Below are 16,701 nucleotides of genomic sequence, written 5' to 3'. Positions count from 1 at the left end.
TTATGGCCAAATATACAATAGGATTAGATTTTGGTACTAATTCCTGCCGTTCCCTTATTGTTGAATTAGGGAACGGTACGGAATTAGCCAGTTATGTGTTCCCGTACCCCACAGGGGAAAACGGAGTGATTGTAGACCACAAAAATCCCGAACTGGCAAGACAAAACGCAGCCGATTATTTAACGGGCATTGAAGTTACAATAAAAGAAGCTCTACGTATCGCAAAAGAAAAAAATCCTGAATTTAGAAATGAAGATGTAATCGGAATTGGAGTTGATACCACAGGTAGCAGTCCAATGCCCGTAGATGAAAATGGACGACCATTGAGCACCTACGAAAAATTCAAGGACAATCCTAACGCATATGTCTGGCTCTGGAAAGATCACACAAGTTATGAAGAAGCAGCTTACATCACAAAAGTTGCTCAGGAAATACGTCCTCAATATCTATCCAAAATTGGAGGAGTTTATTCTTCGGAATGGTTCTGGAGTAAAATACTTCATTGTAAAAATATTGATCCCGAAGTTTACGAAGCAGCTTTCAGCTGGGTGGAAATTTGTGATTGGATTCCGGCTGCTCTTGCAGGAAATACAAATCCGTTACAAATTAAAAGAAGCGTTTGTGCAGCAGGTCATAAAGCAATGTTCAGCAAACTATGGGGAGGTCTACCCGACAAAGAGTTTTTGAAAAGGTTGTCACCCGGTCTGGAAAATTTAAGGGATAGACTCTACGACACGGCATACCCTTCTAACGTGAAAATAGGAAGTCTTTCTTCCGAATGGGCAGAGAAGTTGGGCTTGAGCAGGAATACTGCAATTGCCGTAGGTGCATTCGACGCCCACATGGGAGCTGTCGGAGCAGGAATTAAAAAAGGTACGTTGGTGAAAATAATTGGTACGAGTACCTGCGACATCATGATACATCCTTGTAAAGAAAAATTGAACGATATTGAAGGTGTGTGCGGAATTGTTGATGGCTCGGTTATGGAGGACTATTTTGGAATCGAAGCTGGTCAATCGGGCGTGGGTGATATTTTCCTCTGGTTTGTCAATAACCTCGTACCCGATAAATTCGGCAAAACACTCGACGAAAAATTTAAAATATTAGGTGAAGAAGCTGAAAAATTAAAACCAGGTGAAAGTGGTTTACTGGCTCTCGATTGGAATAACGGCAATAGAACAATTCTTGTTGATGTTCGGTTAACCGGACTTTTAATCGGTCAGACGCTTCATACAACAGCGCCGGAAATTTATAGAGCATTAATAGAAGCTACCGGCTTCGGCGCTTTGAAAATTATCGACAGGTTAGAAGAATATGGCGTTCACGTTGAAGAGGTTGTTAATTGCGGAGGACTCGCTGTCAAAAATAAATTATTAATGCAAATATATGCCGACATTACCAATCGAACAATGAAAGTTTCGAGAAGCGAACAGACTCCCGCACTCGGAGCCGCTATCTTTGCTGCCGTGGCGGCAGGAAAGTCAGCTGGCGGTTACGATTACATTATCGATGCACAAAATGCAATGACAGGAATTAGTAAGGTTTACAATCCGAATCCTGAAAATCACGAAATATATAAAGAGCTCTATCGGCTTTATTCACAGCTGCATGATAGTTTCGGAACTAAAGATTATAGAGAAAATCTTTATAACGTAATGAAAGATTTATTAAAAATTAGAGATAAAGTGAGGAGTGGTGAATAATGCTCGAAAATCTAAAAAGAGAAGTATTCGATGCCAATCTTCGTCTGGTCGATTATAATCTGGTAATTTCAACATGGGGAAATGTAAGCGGTATCGATAGAAATAATAACCTGATCGTTATAAAACCAAGCGGCGTCGACTACGATGAATTATCTGCGGACGATATGGTGGTAGTCGATCTGGATGGTAATGTTGTTGAAGGCGAATTAAAACCATCTTCCGATACTCCCACTCACCTTGAGCTCTATAAGGCTTTCCCGGAAATTAAAGGCGTAACTCATTCGCACAGTACTTATGCCACTGTATTCGCTCAGGCGTTAATGGAAATACCGTGCCTGGGAACTACTCACGCAGATAATTTTTATGGTCCCGTTCCACTCACGAGATTTTTAACAGAAGATGAGGTAAAAGACAATTATGAAAAGAATACAGGACTGGTAATAATCGAAAGACTGGCAGATATGAAAATAGAATCGGTACCGGGTATTTTGGTTGCCGGGCATGGACCTTTCTGCTGGGGAAAATCCGCTGCCGATTCTGTAGAAAAAAATTTGATTCTCGAAAAAATTGCCGAAATTGCCTTTAAAACTCTTTCATTGAACAAAGACATAAAAAATTTGCCCGATTACATATTAGATAAACATTTTTTAAGAAAACATGGTCCTAAGGCTTACTACGGACAAAAGAAATAAAAGGGGGGATTTATGGTTGATATTAATAAATACGAAATATGGTTTGCCACTGGCAGTCAACATTTGTATGGTCAAGAAACACTTGCAAAGGTAAAAGAGAATTCGACAAAAATTGTAAATGAATTAAATGCTGATAAAAAAATTCCGATCAAAATTGTTTTTAAAGATGTTTTAACTACTCCCGATGCAATTGCTAACCTAACAATTGAAGCGAATAGCAACGTCAGATGCGCTGGACTTATTTTCTGGATGCACACATTCTCGCCGGCGAAGATGTGGATTAGAGGTTTGAATTTACTGAATAAACCATTTTTACACCTTCATACGCAATTTAATCGTGATATTCCGTGGGACAGTATCGACATGGATTTTATGAATCTTAATCAGGCTGCTCACGGCGACCGCGAGTTTGGATTCATCTGTACGAGAATGGGATTGAACAGAAAAGTTGTAACGGGACACTGGCAGGATCCTAATGTCATTGATAAAATTTCCATCTGGATAAGGGCTGCAATTGCATGGGCAGATTCTCAAGGAGCACGAATTGCTCGTTTTGGTGACAATATGAGAGATGTGGCTGTTACCGAAGGCGATAAAGTCGAAGCTCAAATAAAACTTGGATATTCTGTCTACGGCTTTGGTGTCGGCGATCTGGTTGAATATGTCAATAAAACTAACGAAAAAGCTGTTAAAGAATTAATCGAAGTTTATAAAAGGTCATACAATATAAATGCACCTCTAAGCGAAGGTGATAATAACTATCGAAGGCTCTTTGAAGCAGCAAAAATAGAAATTGGTTTGAGAAGTTTTTTAGAAGAAGTAAACTTTGTCGGATTTACTACAACATTTGAGGACTTGCACGGATTGAGCCAGCTTCCGGGAATTGCAGTTCAACGTTTAATGGCAGAAGGATACGGCTTCGGGGCAGAAGGCGATTGGAAAACTGCAGCTTTGGTAAGAGCGGTTAAAGTGATGTCGGTCGGATTGAAAGGAGGCACGTCGTTTATGGAAGATTATACTTATCATTTCGATCCGCTTAATCCGATGGTGCTTGGTGCTCATATGCTCGAAGTCTGTGAATCGATAGCTGCCGATAAACCGACACTCGAAATACATCCTTTATCTATTGGAGGGAAAGACGATCCGCCACGTCTGGTTTTCGATGTTGCTCCAGGCAATGCTCTCAATGCTTCGCTGATCGACATGGGTAATCGCTTTAGATTAATTGTCAATAATGTCAACGTCGTAAAAACGGAACATGCGCTTCCAAAACTTCCTGTTGCAAGAGCACTTTGGAAACCCGAACCCAATCTCCATACAGCGGCTACAGCATGGATCTATGCAGGTGGTGCTCATCACACCTGTTTCAGTCAATCAATAACATCAGAGTATTTATACGACTTTGCTGAAATAGCTGGTATTGAATTTTTGCTCATTGACAACAACACTGATATCATTCAATTCAAAAATCAATTGAAGTGGAATGAAATCTATTATTCGGGGAAATAAGTATATTTGTACTTCCAAATTTTAAAATTTCTGGAAGGAGTACAGATATGCACCCCGATCCTAAAGCTAAAGCGTTGTTGTTCGATTGCGACGGGACTCTGGTGGATTCAATGCCTTTGCATTTGAAAGCGTGGGAGTACGCAATAAATTTATTCGGCTATGAATTCGACTACAATTTTTTCTTCTCTAAAAGAGGTATGCCTTCTGAGGAAATCATTAAGTTATATAACAATTATTTTGGAACGGACATCGATCCAGAAAAAATTGTTAACGTGAAGAATGAATTCTTTAAACGGTATGCCGACTCAATAAAACCAATAGCACCGGTTGCATCGATTGTGTATGAATATTACAATAAACTTCCGATGGCAGTCGTTTCCGGCGGATCGAAAGAAAATGTAATGCAATCTTTGGCAGTTACAGGACTCGATAAATATTTCGATTTGATAGTAACTGCAGACGACAATCTCAAACACAAGCCCGCACCGGATATGTTCCTCTATGCAGCGGAGAAATTAAAAACAGAACCAGAATATTGCGTTGTATATGAAGATGGCGATTTTGGAGTGGAAGCTGCTAAAAAAGCCGGCATGATGATCGTCGACATACGCGACTTTATAGAAGTTGAATAATACTATGTTGAACATTCTCAAAGCTATTACATTATCCGCAGAATATCTCGAAAAAAAAGGCGTCGAATCGCCACGCTTGAATGCAGAATTGCTGCTGGCTGATGTTCTTAAATGCAAAAGAATGGACCTTTATTTGCAATTCGACCAGCCTCTCAAAGAAGTTGAAATCGAACGGTATCGAGAATTAATCCGACGAAGAGGCGCAAGAGAACCATTACAGTACATATTAGGATATACAGAATTTTATGGTCTGAAATTCGACATTAATCAATACGTGCTTATTCCCCGACCAGAAACCGAGTTGCTCGTGGAAAAAATCATCGATTTATATAAGGATTCGAAATCACTTAAAATATTAGATGTCGGTACTGGAAGCGGGAACATTGCAGTTACTCTTGGTTTGAATCTAAATGATGTTAGAATTGTAGCCATCGATAAATCGAACGAAGCTCTTCAACTGGCACGGCATAATGCCGAGATGCACGGCATTATCGGTTCTATCGAATTTATAAGGAAAGATATTTTTGATGAATACCTTTTCCACGAACTTCAATTTGACATTATTGTTTCCAATCCTCCGTATGTAAGTTATAATGAATATAATAAACTTCAGGAAGAAGTTGCACGCTATGAACCCGATATGGCAGTTACAGATTTCAAAGATGGATTAAGTTTTTATAGAAGAATTACAGAGATGGCAACCCAATATTTGTCGACTGGCGGCAGATTATTTTTTGAATTAGGACAGGGACATGCAGCTGAGGTTGCTTCAATTATGAAGAATTACGACTTTATCAATATCGAGATAATCCAGGATTACCAAAAAATCGATAGAATTATATTCGGGCAAAAATCATGAGAGCTTTGGTACAAAGAGTTTCGGAAGGTTCGGTGACAATTAAAGAGCCAGAGCATTATGCTTCAATTGGTAAAGGGATGGTTATTCTGCTCGGTGTTAAAGAAGGCGACACGATTGAAGATGTAAATTTTGTTGCCGACAAATGTTCCAATTTGCGTATATTCGAAGACGAACATGGCAAAATGAATTTGTCCCTCAAAGATATCGATGGTGAAGTACTGATAATTTCTCAATTTACATTATACGGCGATACCAGGCGGGGCAATCGTCCAAGCTTTACGGATGCTGCTAAACCGGAAACGGCAAATGATCTATACAAAAAGTTTATCGAAAGGATGAAATTCAATCTTGGCGAATCAAAAGTTAAAAGCGGTATTTTTGCAGCCATGATGCTCGTTAAAATTTATAATGACGGCCCTGTTACTCTGATTGTAGAATCAAAAGAAAAAGGCACTATGTGAAATCTCTACTGATGATATTTATCGATGGGGTGGGTATAGGCAAAAAAGACTACGTAAATAATCCTTTCTTCAAATACGACTTTAAAATTTTCAGAGAGCTTTTCGGCACAATCCCTCATCTCGATAATCCATTTCTGGAAGGGAAAAACTCTTTTGTTTTTCCAATTGATGCAACTATGGGTGTACCTGATATTCCACTTAGTGGCACAGGTCAAACGTCTATTTTTTGCGGGGTCAATGCACCTGAAATTATTGGAAAACATTTCGGACCATATCCTTATTCTACTCTGGTGCCGATTATAAAAGAAAAAAACATTTTTATTGAACTGAAACGGAAAAAGAAAAAAGTTGCTTTTGTCAATGCCTATCCGAAACAGTTTTTTGATTACGTAAGGAAGGGTAGACGAATGCTGAGTGTCACTACACTATCCTGCCTGTTGAGTGATGTAAGATTGAATAAAATAAAAGATCTGCACGAAGGGAGAGCATTGAGTGCCGATATCGATAATTACAGATTTGTGCATAAAATGAATTACAAATTAAAAGTTATATCTCCAGAATTAGCCGCCCGTAGACTGATCCGTGTAGCTTCCCGCAACCATTTTACATTATTTGAATATTTTCATACAGACCACCTCGGACACGGTAGAAACCTTGAATTGTTCGACCATACTGTTAAAACGCTCGATAGATTCTTGCACTTTGTTGTTAAGATACTTCCTGATGAAATTACACTTCTTATCTGTTCAGACCACGGAAACTTTGAAGACCTTACAACTCGTAATCACACTCTTAATCCCGCTCTGGGATTAACATTCGGTAAATATGCAGAAAGGCTTGCTTCGCGTATAAAATCGTTGTATGATATAAAAGATTCTATCATGGAGTTATATGAGTGAATAAATATCCGCTAATAAAATTTACCCTATTTTTTATTTGCGGAATTATACTCGAATCCATCATTAATCTTCCAATCAATATAATCATACCACCAATTTCACTTCTTTTTATCGTTGTGTTAATTCAGAATATTAAACGGAGGTCAATTTACGGCAATTTTTTTGTTGTGCTATTAATCATTTTTGTTGGCGCTCTGCATTTTGCTTTCTCTTCATCTGAAAAAGTTGATTACCCCTTTGCTCTACCTAAATACAGGAATGCAATATTGTACGGTAAAATCTGCGGCATTGATTTGATTAAAAATGATAGATTGAATTTTACAGTGCAAGTCGATAGCATTAGATGGAACGAAAATGTTTCGAAAAAGAATATAAAGGTAAGTTGTGCTATACTTTTGACGATGAACGACTTGCGTAATATTTATGATAAAATCGCAGTTGGTAATGGAGTATGTTTGAAAGGTACTTTAATGAAAGCCAGGGACAAAAGAAACCCCGGTGAATTTGATTATCAGGCATATCTTTTTAGAAGGGGAATCAGCGCCCTGTTTTATGTTTATAAGTCAGATAATATTATTTTGACTAATGAAGAAAGAATCCTATTCCCGGATATGGTATTTAAGATTCGCCGTTCAATTGACGATCTGCTCTTTAAGGGGCACGATTTTACTACGGCATCTTTACTGCGGGGCTTGCTTCTTGCCGATAGGAATATGATAGACTATGAAATCAAAGAAAAATTTATAAATGCGGGAGTTATTCACATATTGGCTGTATCAGGTTTACATGTTGGATTTATTGCGTTTATATTTTTTGTATTGTTTCAAAGATTTCATATTACGTTAAAGTATATCCTGACAATTTTCGGATTGATCGCTTACCTTATAATTACCTATGCGCCACCGTCAGTTACCCGGGCAGTTATTATGGCGTCTGTATATATAATGGCTAAATATTTTGGCAGAGATACTTCGCCATTAAATACACTCGCAATTGCTGCTTTTATTATTTTGGTATTCAAACCCGCTGAATTATTCGAACCTGGTTTTCAATTATCTTTTGCAGCTGTGCTTTCAATCGTAGTGTTAACCCCACCAATTAGTAACGCAATAGCTAAGCATGAATTTTTCAAAAAGAGAAAATGGCTGGGAAATCTATTGTTGTTTATGATTGTATCCCTAACTGCACAAATTGGTACTCTACCGTTTACGATTATTTATTTTCACAAAATATCGCTTATTGCATTGTTCGCTAATCTAATTGTGATTCCACTTCTGGGTATTGTGGTTTCTTTAGGAATAGTTACATTAATTTTTTCTGTTATCCTTCCTTCGCTTGGTATGTTCTACGCTTCGGCTACAATTTTATTTTCCCATCTGATGTTTTATGTAACGAACTTTTTCGGGTCAATAGAAATTGCTTATTTGAGAATTAACCAGTTCTCCTGGTATGATCTATCCTTGTTTTATGTTACTATGATATTTGTCGGCGTCTTATTCAACTATTATAAAAATAAATATTTCCGTGCTGCAGTTGTAATTCTTTCTATTGCGACAATGATATTATTTATGAAATTAGATAACTACAAGTATTTTACGGATAATAAACTGAGCATAATGGCGATCGACGTGGGACAGGGCGATGCCTTCCTCATTAGATTACCTGACGGCGATTATATGCTGATTGACGCAGGTAGCTCAACTAATTATTTCGATAATGGAAAACGAATCATCATCCCACTAATGGATTTTCTGGGTATTGACTCAATAAAATACGGTTTGATTTCACATATCGACAACGACCACTACGGCGGATTTATTTCTCTCATTAAAGTGGGAAGGGTGAATTATATTTTCAAACCTGCAGTCGATTCAAGTGACAGATTGGATGTCGAATTAGAAAAACTATTGAGGCAAAAGGGGATTCCTTTTGAGTATTATAAAAAGAAAATAATAAAGTTTTCAAATGTACGCCTATACATTTTGAATGAAAATAACGATGATACAATCTTGGATTCAAACGATAGAAGTGGAATAATAAAGATTGTTTATGGAAACACTTCGTTTCTTTTTACAGGAGATGCATCCCAAAAAATCGAAAGCGATCTTATCAAAAGTTATGGTAAATTTCTCCAATCGGATGTTTTAAAAGTTGCACATCATGGCAGTAATACGAGCACATCCGAAAAATTTCTAAAACTCGTCAATCCCTCCTATGCGCTCATTTCAGCGGGAATAGGTAATTATTTTAATCACCCCTCACCTCAGGTGATTGCTCTATTAAAAAAAATGAATGTAGAGGTGCTTAGAACGGATTTGCGAGGAGCCGTCCTTATAAGGAGTGATGGAGAAAATATTGAAGTTATCGATTGGAAAAAACTGGAAAGTGGGCTTATATTTTGAATGTAAATTACAGTATTTTGTTAACCTCTAAATACGGAAACATCATTGGATGAAACGCCATTTTAATTTCTCGCTCAAGAATTACAATACCTTCGGAGTAGAATCAGCAGCCCGAGAATTAATTGAGTTCGATGAAGAAGAAGAATTGTTAAATTTTTTTCGAAATAACATTCCAGAAAACAAATTAATATTAGGTGGGGGCAGCAATATCCTCTTTACAAAAGATTTTGAGGGAACTATAATACATTACAATAGAAAGGGAATCGAAGTACTGTCGGAAGACAATCATGAAATAATTCTCCGTGCTCATGCAGGTGAAGATTGGGATGCGCTGGTAGAATTTACGGTGCAAAATAATTGGTACGGAATTGAAAATTTATCTCTTATTCCAGGTACCGTGGGCGCCGCTCCGGTTCAAAATATTGGCGCTTATGGGGTAGAGATAAAGGATTGTTTAATTGAAGTAGAAGGTGTGAGTTTATTAGATCTAAAAAAAGAGATCCTTCCGGCTGTAAAATGTAAATTTGGTTATCGTACAAGCATATTTAAGGAAAAGCTGAAAAACCAATTTTTAATAACAGCTATAGTAATTAAACTGAGCAAAGCGAAGAAATTAAATCTCGATTATCGTGCCTTAAGAGAATATTTCCAGAGTAGAAATATCGAAGAGGTTGATATCAACGACGTCCGCAAGGGTATAATAGAAATCAGGCAGTCGAAGCTCCCTAATCCGTCAGAATTGGGTAACGCAGGTAGTTTCTTTAAAAATCCTGTTATTGATGAAGATGCACTCTTCTCTTTTCAATCCTTATACAGAGACATTCCGTATCATAAAATAGGCGAAGCAATTTATAAAGTGCCGGCGGCATGGCTTATCGAAAAAGCCGGTCTTAAGGGAAAACGCATCGGTAAGGTGGGCGTACATAAAAATCAAGCTCTTGTAATCGTAAATTATGGGGGTGCTACGGGTAAAGAGATAATCGATTTTGCTGAAATGGTAAGGAACAGGGTAAATGAAAAATTCGGAATTCAATTAGAATACGAAGTCAATATTATATAGACAAATCAAGAGGTAACTATGTCTCAGAAAAATAATTTACTGAACGGAATATTGAAAGAAATAACTCAGCCTTTCAAAGACCTTCTGCATACATCAAGAGCTTTGTTTGGTTTGAACTTGTCTTATATGTTAGAAGGACTGACTTATTTCGGAATAGTAGGATTGCTGGCAATCTATTTTAATGAGTATATCCATTTAGATGATATTAGAGCTGGGAACATGGTCGGATTTTTAACTGCTGGCATTACACTGAGTATGTTATTTCTTGGTGCAACTGTCGATTGGATCGGTTTGAGAAAATCCCTATTGATTGCTCTTTCTGCAATGTTAATTGGCAGAGTAGTTTTAACTATAGCTCCTACAGTTGGGGTGCCTGGCTTATGGGGTTCCGCACATATTTTGTCTATGATTGGAATACTTGGAATTATTATTGGTTATGGAATTTACCAACCTGCTTGTTATGCCGGTGTAAAAAAGTTGACTGATGAAAAAACTGCTGCTATGGGTTATGCAATGCTCTATGCCCTGATGAATCTGGGAGGTTTCCTGCCCGGTTTAATTTCGCCGCCAGTTCGAAAAGCTTACGGAATCCTCGGTGTGTTCTGGGTTTATGTGTTTCTTACAGTTGTTGGAATATTTGTTGTTTATTTCATAATAACGAAAAGTGCGTACGAAAAAGCTGTAGCAGAAGCTTCAAAAAATAAAAACGAAGTTGCAGAAGACGACGATGAATTGAAGAACATGACTTTCAAAGAAAAAGTACAATTTTATATTAAAAATTTTCCGTTACGAGATTTTCGCTTCCTCTATTTTATTTTCATTTTGATTCCCGTTCAAACCTTATTTGCACATAACTGGCTTACATTACCTCTTTATACGAGCAGAGCATTCGAAGGATTCGTACAGGACAATTTTGAATTTTTTGTAAATCTAAATCCGATATTGATATTCATCCTTACACCGATGGTTGCCGCGTTGACTACAAAAAGGAATACTTATAACATGATGATTATTGGTACTTTTGTAATGGCCACACCTACTTTTATTCTTTCGCTAGGTCCAAATATCAACACTCTGATGGCTTATTTAATTATTATGACAATAGGCGAAGCTATGTGGCAGCCTCGATTTCTACAATGGGTAGCAGAAATAGCCCCAAAGAATATGACAGGCATCTATATGGGAATTGGTCAATTCCCATGGTTTCTTACAAAGATTATAACGAGTCTCTATTCAGGCTGGTTTCTTATGAAGTATTGTCCGGCCGATACTCCACCTTCTCAAATGAACACCGAAACAATGTGGTTGATATATGGCCTGATTGCAATTATAAGTCCTCTGGGACTTTTTCTGGCTAAAAAATGGATGATGAAAGGTTTTAAAGTTAAGCATGAAGGATAGACTAATTTGAGTAGTGTTCAGACCCTCAGTCTAATTATAATTCTGATTACACTATACGGAATTGCAGTAGGGAGGATTCCTAAATTCAGAATGAACAGAGCATCGATTGCGCTTGTTGGAGCAGCTACATTGCTTCTTTCAGGTGCAATCGATTCCGCCGATGCTTATCGAGCAATCGACATGGATACGATTGTCTTGCTCTTTTCAATGATGATTATTAACGGGAATCTGAGACTTAGCGGTTTTTTTAAAGTATTATCTTCGAAGATAGTTAATTTTGCACGAACACCTTTTCAGCTTCTAACTTTAATTATTTTTTCCTCCGGGATACTGTCGGCTTTTTTCTTGAATGACACTGTTGTAATTGTATATACACCTTTGATAATTGAAGTTGTAAAATCGCTTAACAGAAATCCTGTCCCATATTTAATAGCTGTAGCATTATCTGCAAATATTGGCTCGGCTATGACTATAATAGGAAATCCACAAAATATGATAATTGGGATTGCTTCGGGTATTTCTTTTGTCGATTATTTAGTTTATCAAATTTTCCCCTCAATTTCGGGTTTATTTGTCACGCTGATTTTAATGAGATTGATATATAAAAAAGAATTTCACAAAACTTCTTTCGAAGGAATAAAGACAGAAGAAGTTAAGCCGTACAAACCATTGTTAATAAAAAGTACAATTGCTACATTATTAATGATTTTACTCCTTTTTACGGGAATGGAAATACCAATTGCGGCTTTTGCTTGCGCATCCCTTCTGCTGGTTACAAGGCGTTTGAAGCCTGCAAGAGTATTTAATGAAATTGACTGGTCATTACTTGTATTTTTCTCCGCGCTTTTTGTTGTAACCAAATCAATAGAAACTTCCGGCTTAAGCCATTATTTGTCGAGGACTGTAAATCCATACCTGACAGGGAGTGTTTTTTCGTTTTCGATTGCTACTGTAATCCTGAGCAATCTTATTTCAAATGTACCGGCTGTGCTGTTGTTAAAACCCGTAATCTCGGTTATGCCAAATGCGGAACAGTCCTGGCTAATACTCGGTATGGCATCAACATTTGCGGGTAATTTAACTTTGATTGGTTCTGTGGCCAATCTCATTGTCGCTGAGACTGCAAAGAAAGACAATATAACAATTACTTTCTTTGAGTATTTGAAATCAGGAGTTATAGTAACAACTATAACGGTAGCAATTGGAATTATCTGGTTTACATTAATATTTTAGTCTTCTATGACAACAGCTGTGCCACTCGCAGAAACCATCAACATGCTACCAGCCTGTCCTACTGTTTCATAGTCGAGATCAACTGCAATTACCGCATTTGCACCTCTCATTGCGGCTTCCTGTGTCATCTCATTTAGCGCGAGTTCCTTCGCATTTCTCAATTCTTTTTCGTAAGTAGCAGACCTACCTCCCACAATATCTCGTATTCCTGCAAAAATATCTTTGATTATATTAGCACCCATTATTGCTTCGCCGCTTACTATGCCGAGGTATTTAACTATTTTTTTCCCTTCGATAGTATTTGTGGTTGTTATTAACATTTTTTCACTCCTTAACTGACGAATAAATATAATCATTTAACAGAACAACTGCTAACTTCATTCGATTATTTATGTGTCTGAATTATTAAAATTGATTACATTTGTCATATATTAATGCAGGAAATTGAGTTGTAGGGCAGGATGAAATTCGATTTTACAAGAAATTATATTATCCAGTGCATAATGACGGCAGCCAATCAGCTCAGACTAAGTTCAGAAAAGATTGAAGCACTTGCAATTCTCCGCGAGCATCTGTCGAAAGTCGAAAGTATATCTGATGAAATCGAGCGATTTAAAAAGATTACACAGTTGTCTAAACTTGGAATTAAACTTACGGAAATTTATAATTTTACGATAAATGGGAAGATCGATTTTCTTAAATTATCGGATCGATTCAAAGAACAGAGCAGCAATCTAATTGGCGATGTAAGTAATCTACTCGATATCGTTACACCCCAACAAATGAAAGAAATTTTGCAAAAAGCAAGTAGCGATAACGATAAGAACCTCGAGATCGACTTAACAAAAAGGAAATCTGTCGGCCAAGCCGAATTACCCAAGATTAAAATTGAATCGGAAATGCCAGTGCGTACGTCTACCGATGATCTGAAGAAAGAAATTATATTCGACGATCTCGACGCCGAGGCGGAATTTAATTTTGAAAAATATGAAGCCAGGATATTAAGACCGATTAAAGAGATTGATGCTTTTTTGAATCGTGTTTCTCGATATGATTATACAGAAAACGAAATCAATAGTTATATTCGTATAATGAAAGAAAATGGAAACTTGTCGCAAGAAATTGGATTTGAAATAATCTCCAATATGCATTCAATATTTGTACAGGGACTCGAAGCAATCCATAATAAAAAAATTGCACCAAGTAGTTCTGCAATCGAAGCTTTGAGAGCTTGTCTTATAGTTATTGTTGCCGTTGTAAGAGGCAAGGAGGTTGATATAACAAATTATTTAAATCGTGCAGAAAATTTTGGTAAATTGATTTCACAAACAAAAAGGGTGCTCTGATGAATTTATATGCTGTTATTATGGCCGGCGGGGTCGGTTCACGTTTCTGGCCGCGTAGTAAAGAAAGAAAACCAAAACAATTGTTGAGAATTTTTGGTGATAACACAATGATTCAAGATACCGTAAGTCGACTAAATGGATTGGTGCAAAACGAAAATATCTATGTCATTACTAACAAAATTCAGAAGATGAGAGTTGTTGAACAACTCCCGCAAATTCCTCAAGAAAATATTATCGATGAACCATTCGGCAAAAACACCGCTGCCTGTATCGGGCTGGCATCTATCCTGATTAAACATAGAGATCCCGAGGCTGTAACATTAATTCTTCCCTCCGACCATATTATTAAAGATGATCAGGCCTTCAGAAATTGCCTTTCGAATGCTGCAGATTTTGCATACAAAAATAAAGGACTTGTAACCATCGGTATCAAACCAACACGCCCGGAAACCGGCTACGGTTATATTCAATTCGATGAAAAAGAAATAAGTACTAATATTTATAAGGTATTGACTTTCGCAGAAAAGCCCAATTTATCTACTGCCAGACGGTTTATCGAGAGTGGCGACTTTTTATGGAATGCAGGAATATTTGTCTGGCGCGTTGATACTATCCTCGAAGAAATAAAATTATATTTGCCGGATCTATACGAGGGTCTACTCGAAATTGAAAAAGCAATCGGATCAGACGACTTCGAGAAACAATTAACCCATGTCTATGGTCAACTGAAGAGCATTTCCATCGATTATGGCGTAATGGAAAAATCGAGGAATGTTTATCTTACCAGAGCTGAATTTTACTGGAACGACGTTGGAAGCTGGGAAGCAGTTTATGAAATTTCGGATAAAGATGATTACGGCAATGTTCTGATAGGTGATGTTTTTTCAGAATTTTCTTACAACTCTTATGTTTTCTCTCCAAAAAAATTTACCGCCATAATCGGCGCAGAAAATCTAATTGTCATCAATACACAAGATGCTTTGCTCGTATGCAGCAGGGACAAAGCCCAGAATGTACGGGATGTAGTCGATTACCTTAAAATGAATAAAAGGTTAGAACTTTTATGAAACAACTGATTACCGAAAAAGTAATTCTGGATTTAATAAAATCTGGTAAAAACAGTTTATATGTTCACGAAAGTTCTCTTATTACTCCGGCAGCCAGAGATTTGATACTGCAGAAAAAAATAGAAATTATCTCATCACAAAATCACACTACATCCGACAAAAAATCCTTCGAAAAAATTGCCATCGGTTCTGATCATACGGGAGTAAAGGTAAAAAAGCTACTTGTGGAGTATTTGAAAAATAAATACTCAATTGAAGATGTCGGTACATTTAGTGATGAGGCTGTCGATTACCCTGATATAGCTTTGAAAGTTGCCAATAAGGTTAAATCTGGCGAAGCCGATTGCGGAATTTTAATTGATGCAACTGGTATCCCTTCTGCAATTACTGCAAATAAAATTCCCGGCATAAGAGCTGCAACTTGTTACAATGAATTTTCAGCGCGCAGTTCCAGAGAACATAACAACGCCAATATAATTGCAGTAGGTGCCAGCTCGCTCGGCGAAGAAACAATAAAATCGATTATTAATGTTTGGCTTGAAACTGAATTCTTAGGAGAACGGCATCAAAGGCGACTGGATAAAATTACCGCCATTGAAAATTCGATTCTGAAAAAGTAAATGCTCTTTGTTTTTCGAATTAACATAGTTAAATTTGCTCACTAAAAAAAGAGCCTCAATTTGTTTACCGTATTATCAACTGTAGAATCGCTGGAAAGATTAAATAAAAATACCTTTCTGTTAAAAGTAAAAGCTCCACAGCTAGCAACTGCAATAAAGCCAGGTCAATTTTGTAATATCAAAGTTTCAGACACAGATTATCCCTTACTCCGCAGACCTTTCAGTGTTTGCTATACCGATGGGGATATAGTTTATTTTATGTTCGATATTCACGGCGAAGGTACAAGAATGCTCGCTGAAAAAAAATCAGGCGATCAACTTGATATTCTTGGGCCATTGGGCAATGGATTTAATACCGCAGGTGATTACGAAGTTGCAGTATTAATTGGTGGAGGTATTGGTGTTGCTCCTTTCCCGTTATTGATAAAACATCTTGAAGACAAAGAAATTCTAACTTTTGTAGGAGCGAGAAATTCTGAACAATTGATAAAATGGGGAATGAGAAATCTTCTGGTTGCAACAGATGACGGTTCCGAAGGCTTCAACGGAAATGTAATTGCTTGTTTTCAATCGGAAGTAAAAAAATTAGAAAATAAAAAAATCAGAATTTTCGGATGTGGACCCAACCCAATGCTAAGAGCATTACAAAAAGTTGCCGAAAAAAAATACGATTGTCAGCTTTCGATCGAATCTGCAATGGCGTGCGGATTTGGCATTTGTCAGGGATGCCCAGTTAAAAAATCTGAAGGCGAAGGATATTACCTTGTCTGTAAAGACGGCCCTGTGTTTAATTCCGATCAAATAGTTATTGAATAAT

16 protein-coding genes are annotated in these 16,701 nt (G+C 37.3%); 15 read left to right on the top strand and 1 reads right to left on the bottom strand.

What is annotated here, in order from left to right; genetic code table 11:
* Nucleotides 1–2: 2 nt before the first annotated feature.
* From ACUN8G_RS11830 to ACUN8G_RS11780, 11 genes are read left to right on the top strand one after another with little or no spacing between them, the layout of a single operon-like run.
* Nucleotides 3–1,703, top strand: coding sequence for a ribulokinase (locus tag ACUN8G_RS11830; protein ID WP_437347178.1), 1,701 nt, complete (start codon nt 3–5; stop codon nt 1,701–1,703).
* Nucleotides 1,703–2,395, top strand: coding sequence for an L-ribulose-5-phosphate 4-epimerase (locus ACUN8G_RS11825; protein WP_437347179.1), 693 nt, complete (start codon nt 1,703–1,705; stop codon nt 2,393–2,395). The genes ACUN8G_RS11830 and ACUN8G_RS11825 overlap by 1 nt, the downstream gene beginning before the upstream one ends.
* A gap of 12 nt (nt 2,396–2,407) precedes the next feature.
* Nucleotides 2,408–3,904 carry an L-arabinose isomerase gene (gene araA, locus ACUN8G_RS11820; protein ID WP_437347180.1) on the top strand — a complete coding sequence of 499 codons (1,497 nt, stop codon included), beginning with the start codon at nt 2,408–2,410 and terminating at the stop codon, nt 3,902–3,904.
* 47 nt (nt 3,905–3,951) lie between these two features.
* The gene (locus tag ACUN8G_RS11815) at nt 3,952–4,536 is read left to right on the top strand and encodes an HAD family hydrolase (RefSeq protein ID WP_437347181.1); all 585 of its coding nucleotides are present in this window, start codon (nt 3,952–3,954) and stop codon (nt 4,534–4,536) included.
* Between the two features lie 4 nt (nt 4,537–4,540).
* A complete protein-coding gene (prmC, locus tag ACUN8G_RS11810; RefSeq protein WP_437347182.1) occupies nt 4,541–5,395 on the top strand; it encodes a peptide chain release factor N(5)-glutamine methyltransferase in 855 nt (284 codons plus the stop codon).
* The gene (gene dtd, locus ACUN8G_RS11805; RefSeq protein WP_437347183.1) at nt 5,392–5,856 is read left to right on the top strand and encodes a D-aminoacyl-tRNA deacylase; all 465 of its coding nucleotides are present in this window, start codon (nt 5,392–5,394) and stop codon (nt 5,854–5,856) included. Before prmC ends, dtd begins: the two co-directional genes overlap by 4 nt.
* Nucleotides 5,853–6,755, top strand: coding sequence for an alkaline phosphatase family protein (locus ACUN8G_RS11800; protein WP_437347184.1), 903 nt, complete (start codon nt 5,853–5,855; stop codon nt 6,753–6,755). The genes dtd and ACUN8G_RS11800 overlap by 4 nt, the downstream gene beginning before the upstream one ends.
* Complete coding sequence (locus tag ACUN8G_RS11795) at nt 6,752–9,157, top strand: DNA internalization-related competence protein ComEC/Rec2 (protein ID WP_437347185.1); 2,406 nt, start codon at nt 6,752–6,754, stop codon at nt 9,155–9,157. The genes ACUN8G_RS11800 and ACUN8G_RS11795 overlap by 4 nt, the downstream gene beginning before the upstream one ends.
* 49 nt (nt 9,158–9,206) lie before the next feature.
* Nucleotides 9,207–10,217 (top strand): UDP-N-acetylmuramate dehydrogenase, encoded by a 1,011-nt coding sequence (gene murB / locus ACUN8G_RS11790; RefSeq protein WP_437347186.1) that lies wholly within the window; start codon nt 9,207–9,209, stop codon nt 10,215–10,217.
* Between the two features lie 18 nt (nt 10,218–10,235).
* Complete coding sequence (locus ACUN8G_RS11785; protein WP_437347187.1) at nt 10,236–11,618, top strand: MFS transporter; 1,383 nt, start codon at nt 10,236–10,238, stop codon at nt 11,616–11,618.
* 6 nt (nt 11,619–11,624) lie between these two features.
* Nucleotides 11,625–12,851, top strand: coding sequence for an anion transporter (locus ACUN8G_RS11780; protein ID WP_437347188.1), 1,227 nt, complete (start codon nt 11,625–11,627; stop codon nt 12,849–12,851).
* Here ACUN8G_RS11780 and ACUN8G_RS11775 read toward each other — a convergent pair.
* Nucleotides 12,848–13,171 (bottom strand): heavy metal-binding domain-containing protein, encoded by a 324-nt coding sequence (locus ACUN8G_RS11775; protein WP_437347189.1) that lies wholly within the window; start codon nt 13,169–13,171, stop codon nt 12,848–12,850. The two genes, ACUN8G_RS11780 and ACUN8G_RS11775, sit on opposite strands and share 4 nt — an antisense overlap.
* Before the next feature lie 141 nt (nt 13,172–13,312).
* Between ACUN8G_RS11775 and ACUN8G_RS11770 the strand changes: the two genes are divergently transcribed.
* The 4 genes from ACUN8G_RS11770 to ACUN8G_RS11755 are packed head-to-tail and all read left to right on the top strand — an operon-like array spanning nt 13,313 to nt 16,700.
* Complete coding sequence (locus ACUN8G_RS11770; protein ID WP_437347190.1) at nt 13,313–14,197, top strand: hypothetical protein; 885 nt, start codon at nt 13,313–13,315, stop codon at nt 14,195–14,197.
* Nucleotides 14,197–15,264: a mannose-1-phosphate guanylyltransferase gene (locus ACUN8G_RS11765; RefSeq protein WP_437347191.1), complete on the top strand. Its 1,068-nt coding sequence runs from the start codon at nt 14,197–14,199 to the stop codon at nt 15,262–15,264. The genes ACUN8G_RS11770 and ACUN8G_RS11765 overlap by 1 nt, the downstream gene beginning before the upstream one ends.
* Entirely contained in the window at nt 15,261–15,884 is a 624-nt protein-coding gene (gene rpiB, locus ACUN8G_RS11760; RefSeq protein WP_437347192.1) for a ribose 5-phosphate isomerase B, read from the top strand. The genes ACUN8G_RS11765 and rpiB overlap by 4 nt, the downstream gene beginning before the upstream one ends.
* Nucleotides 15,885–15,944: 60 nt before the next feature.
* The gene (locus ACUN8G_RS11755; protein WP_437347193.1) at nt 15,945–16,700 is read left to right on the top strand and encodes a dihydroorotate dehydrogenase electron transfer subunit; all 756 of its coding nucleotides are present in this window, start codon (nt 15,945–15,947) and stop codon (nt 16,698–16,700) included.
* Nucleotide 16,701: the final 1 nt, after the last annotated feature.

The sequence above is a fragment of the Melioribacter sulfuriphilus genome (assembly GCF_052656625.1).
This window is presented reverse-complemented; position numbering and strand designations above follow the sequence as displayed.

Coding starts and splice junctions, on each gene's coding strand:
- ACUN8G_RS11830 (WP_437347178.1), top strand. CDS start 3: ATGGCCAAATATACAATAGGATTAGATTTTGGTACTAATTCCTGCCGT.
- ACUN8G_RS11825 (WP_437347179.1), top strand. CDS start 1,703: ATGCTCGAAAATCTAAAAAGAGAAGTATTCGATGCCAATCTTCGTCTG.
- araA (WP_437347180.1), top strand. CDS start 2,408: ATGGTTGATATTAATAAATACGAAATATGGTTTGCCACTGGCAGTCAA.
- ACUN8G_RS11815 (WP_437347181.1), top strand. CDS start 3,952: ATGCACCCCGATCCTAAAGCTAAAGCGTTGTTGTTCGATTGCGACGGG.
- prmC (WP_437347182.1), top strand. CDS start 4,541: ATGTTGAACATTCTCAAAGCTATTACATTATCCGCAGAATATCTCGAA.
- dtd (WP_437347183.1), top strand. CDS start 5,392: ATGAGAGCTTTGGTACAAAGAGTTTCGGAAGGTTCGGTGACAATTAAA.
- murB (WP_437347186.1), top strand. CDS start 9,207: ATGAAACGCCATTTTAATTTCTCGCTCAAGAATTACAATACCTTCGGA.
- ACUN8G_RS11785 (WP_437347187.1), top strand. CDS start 10,236: ATGTCTCAGAAAAATAATTTACTGAACGGAATATTGAAAGAAATAACT.
- ACUN8G_RS11775 (WP_437347189.1), bottom strand. CDS start 13,171: ATGTTAATAACAACCACAAATACTATCGAAGGGAAAAAAATAGTTAAA.
- ACUN8G_RS11770 (WP_437347190.1), top strand. CDS start 13,313: ATGAAATTCGATTTTACAAGAAATTATATTATCCAGTGCATAATGACG.
- ACUN8G_RS11765 (WP_437347191.1), top strand. CDS start 14,197: ATGAATTTATATGCTGTTATTATGGCCGGCGGGGTCGGTTCACGTTTC.
- rpiB (WP_437347192.1), top strand. CDS start 15,261: ATGAAACAACTGATTACCGAAAAAGTAATTCTGGATTTAATAAAATCT.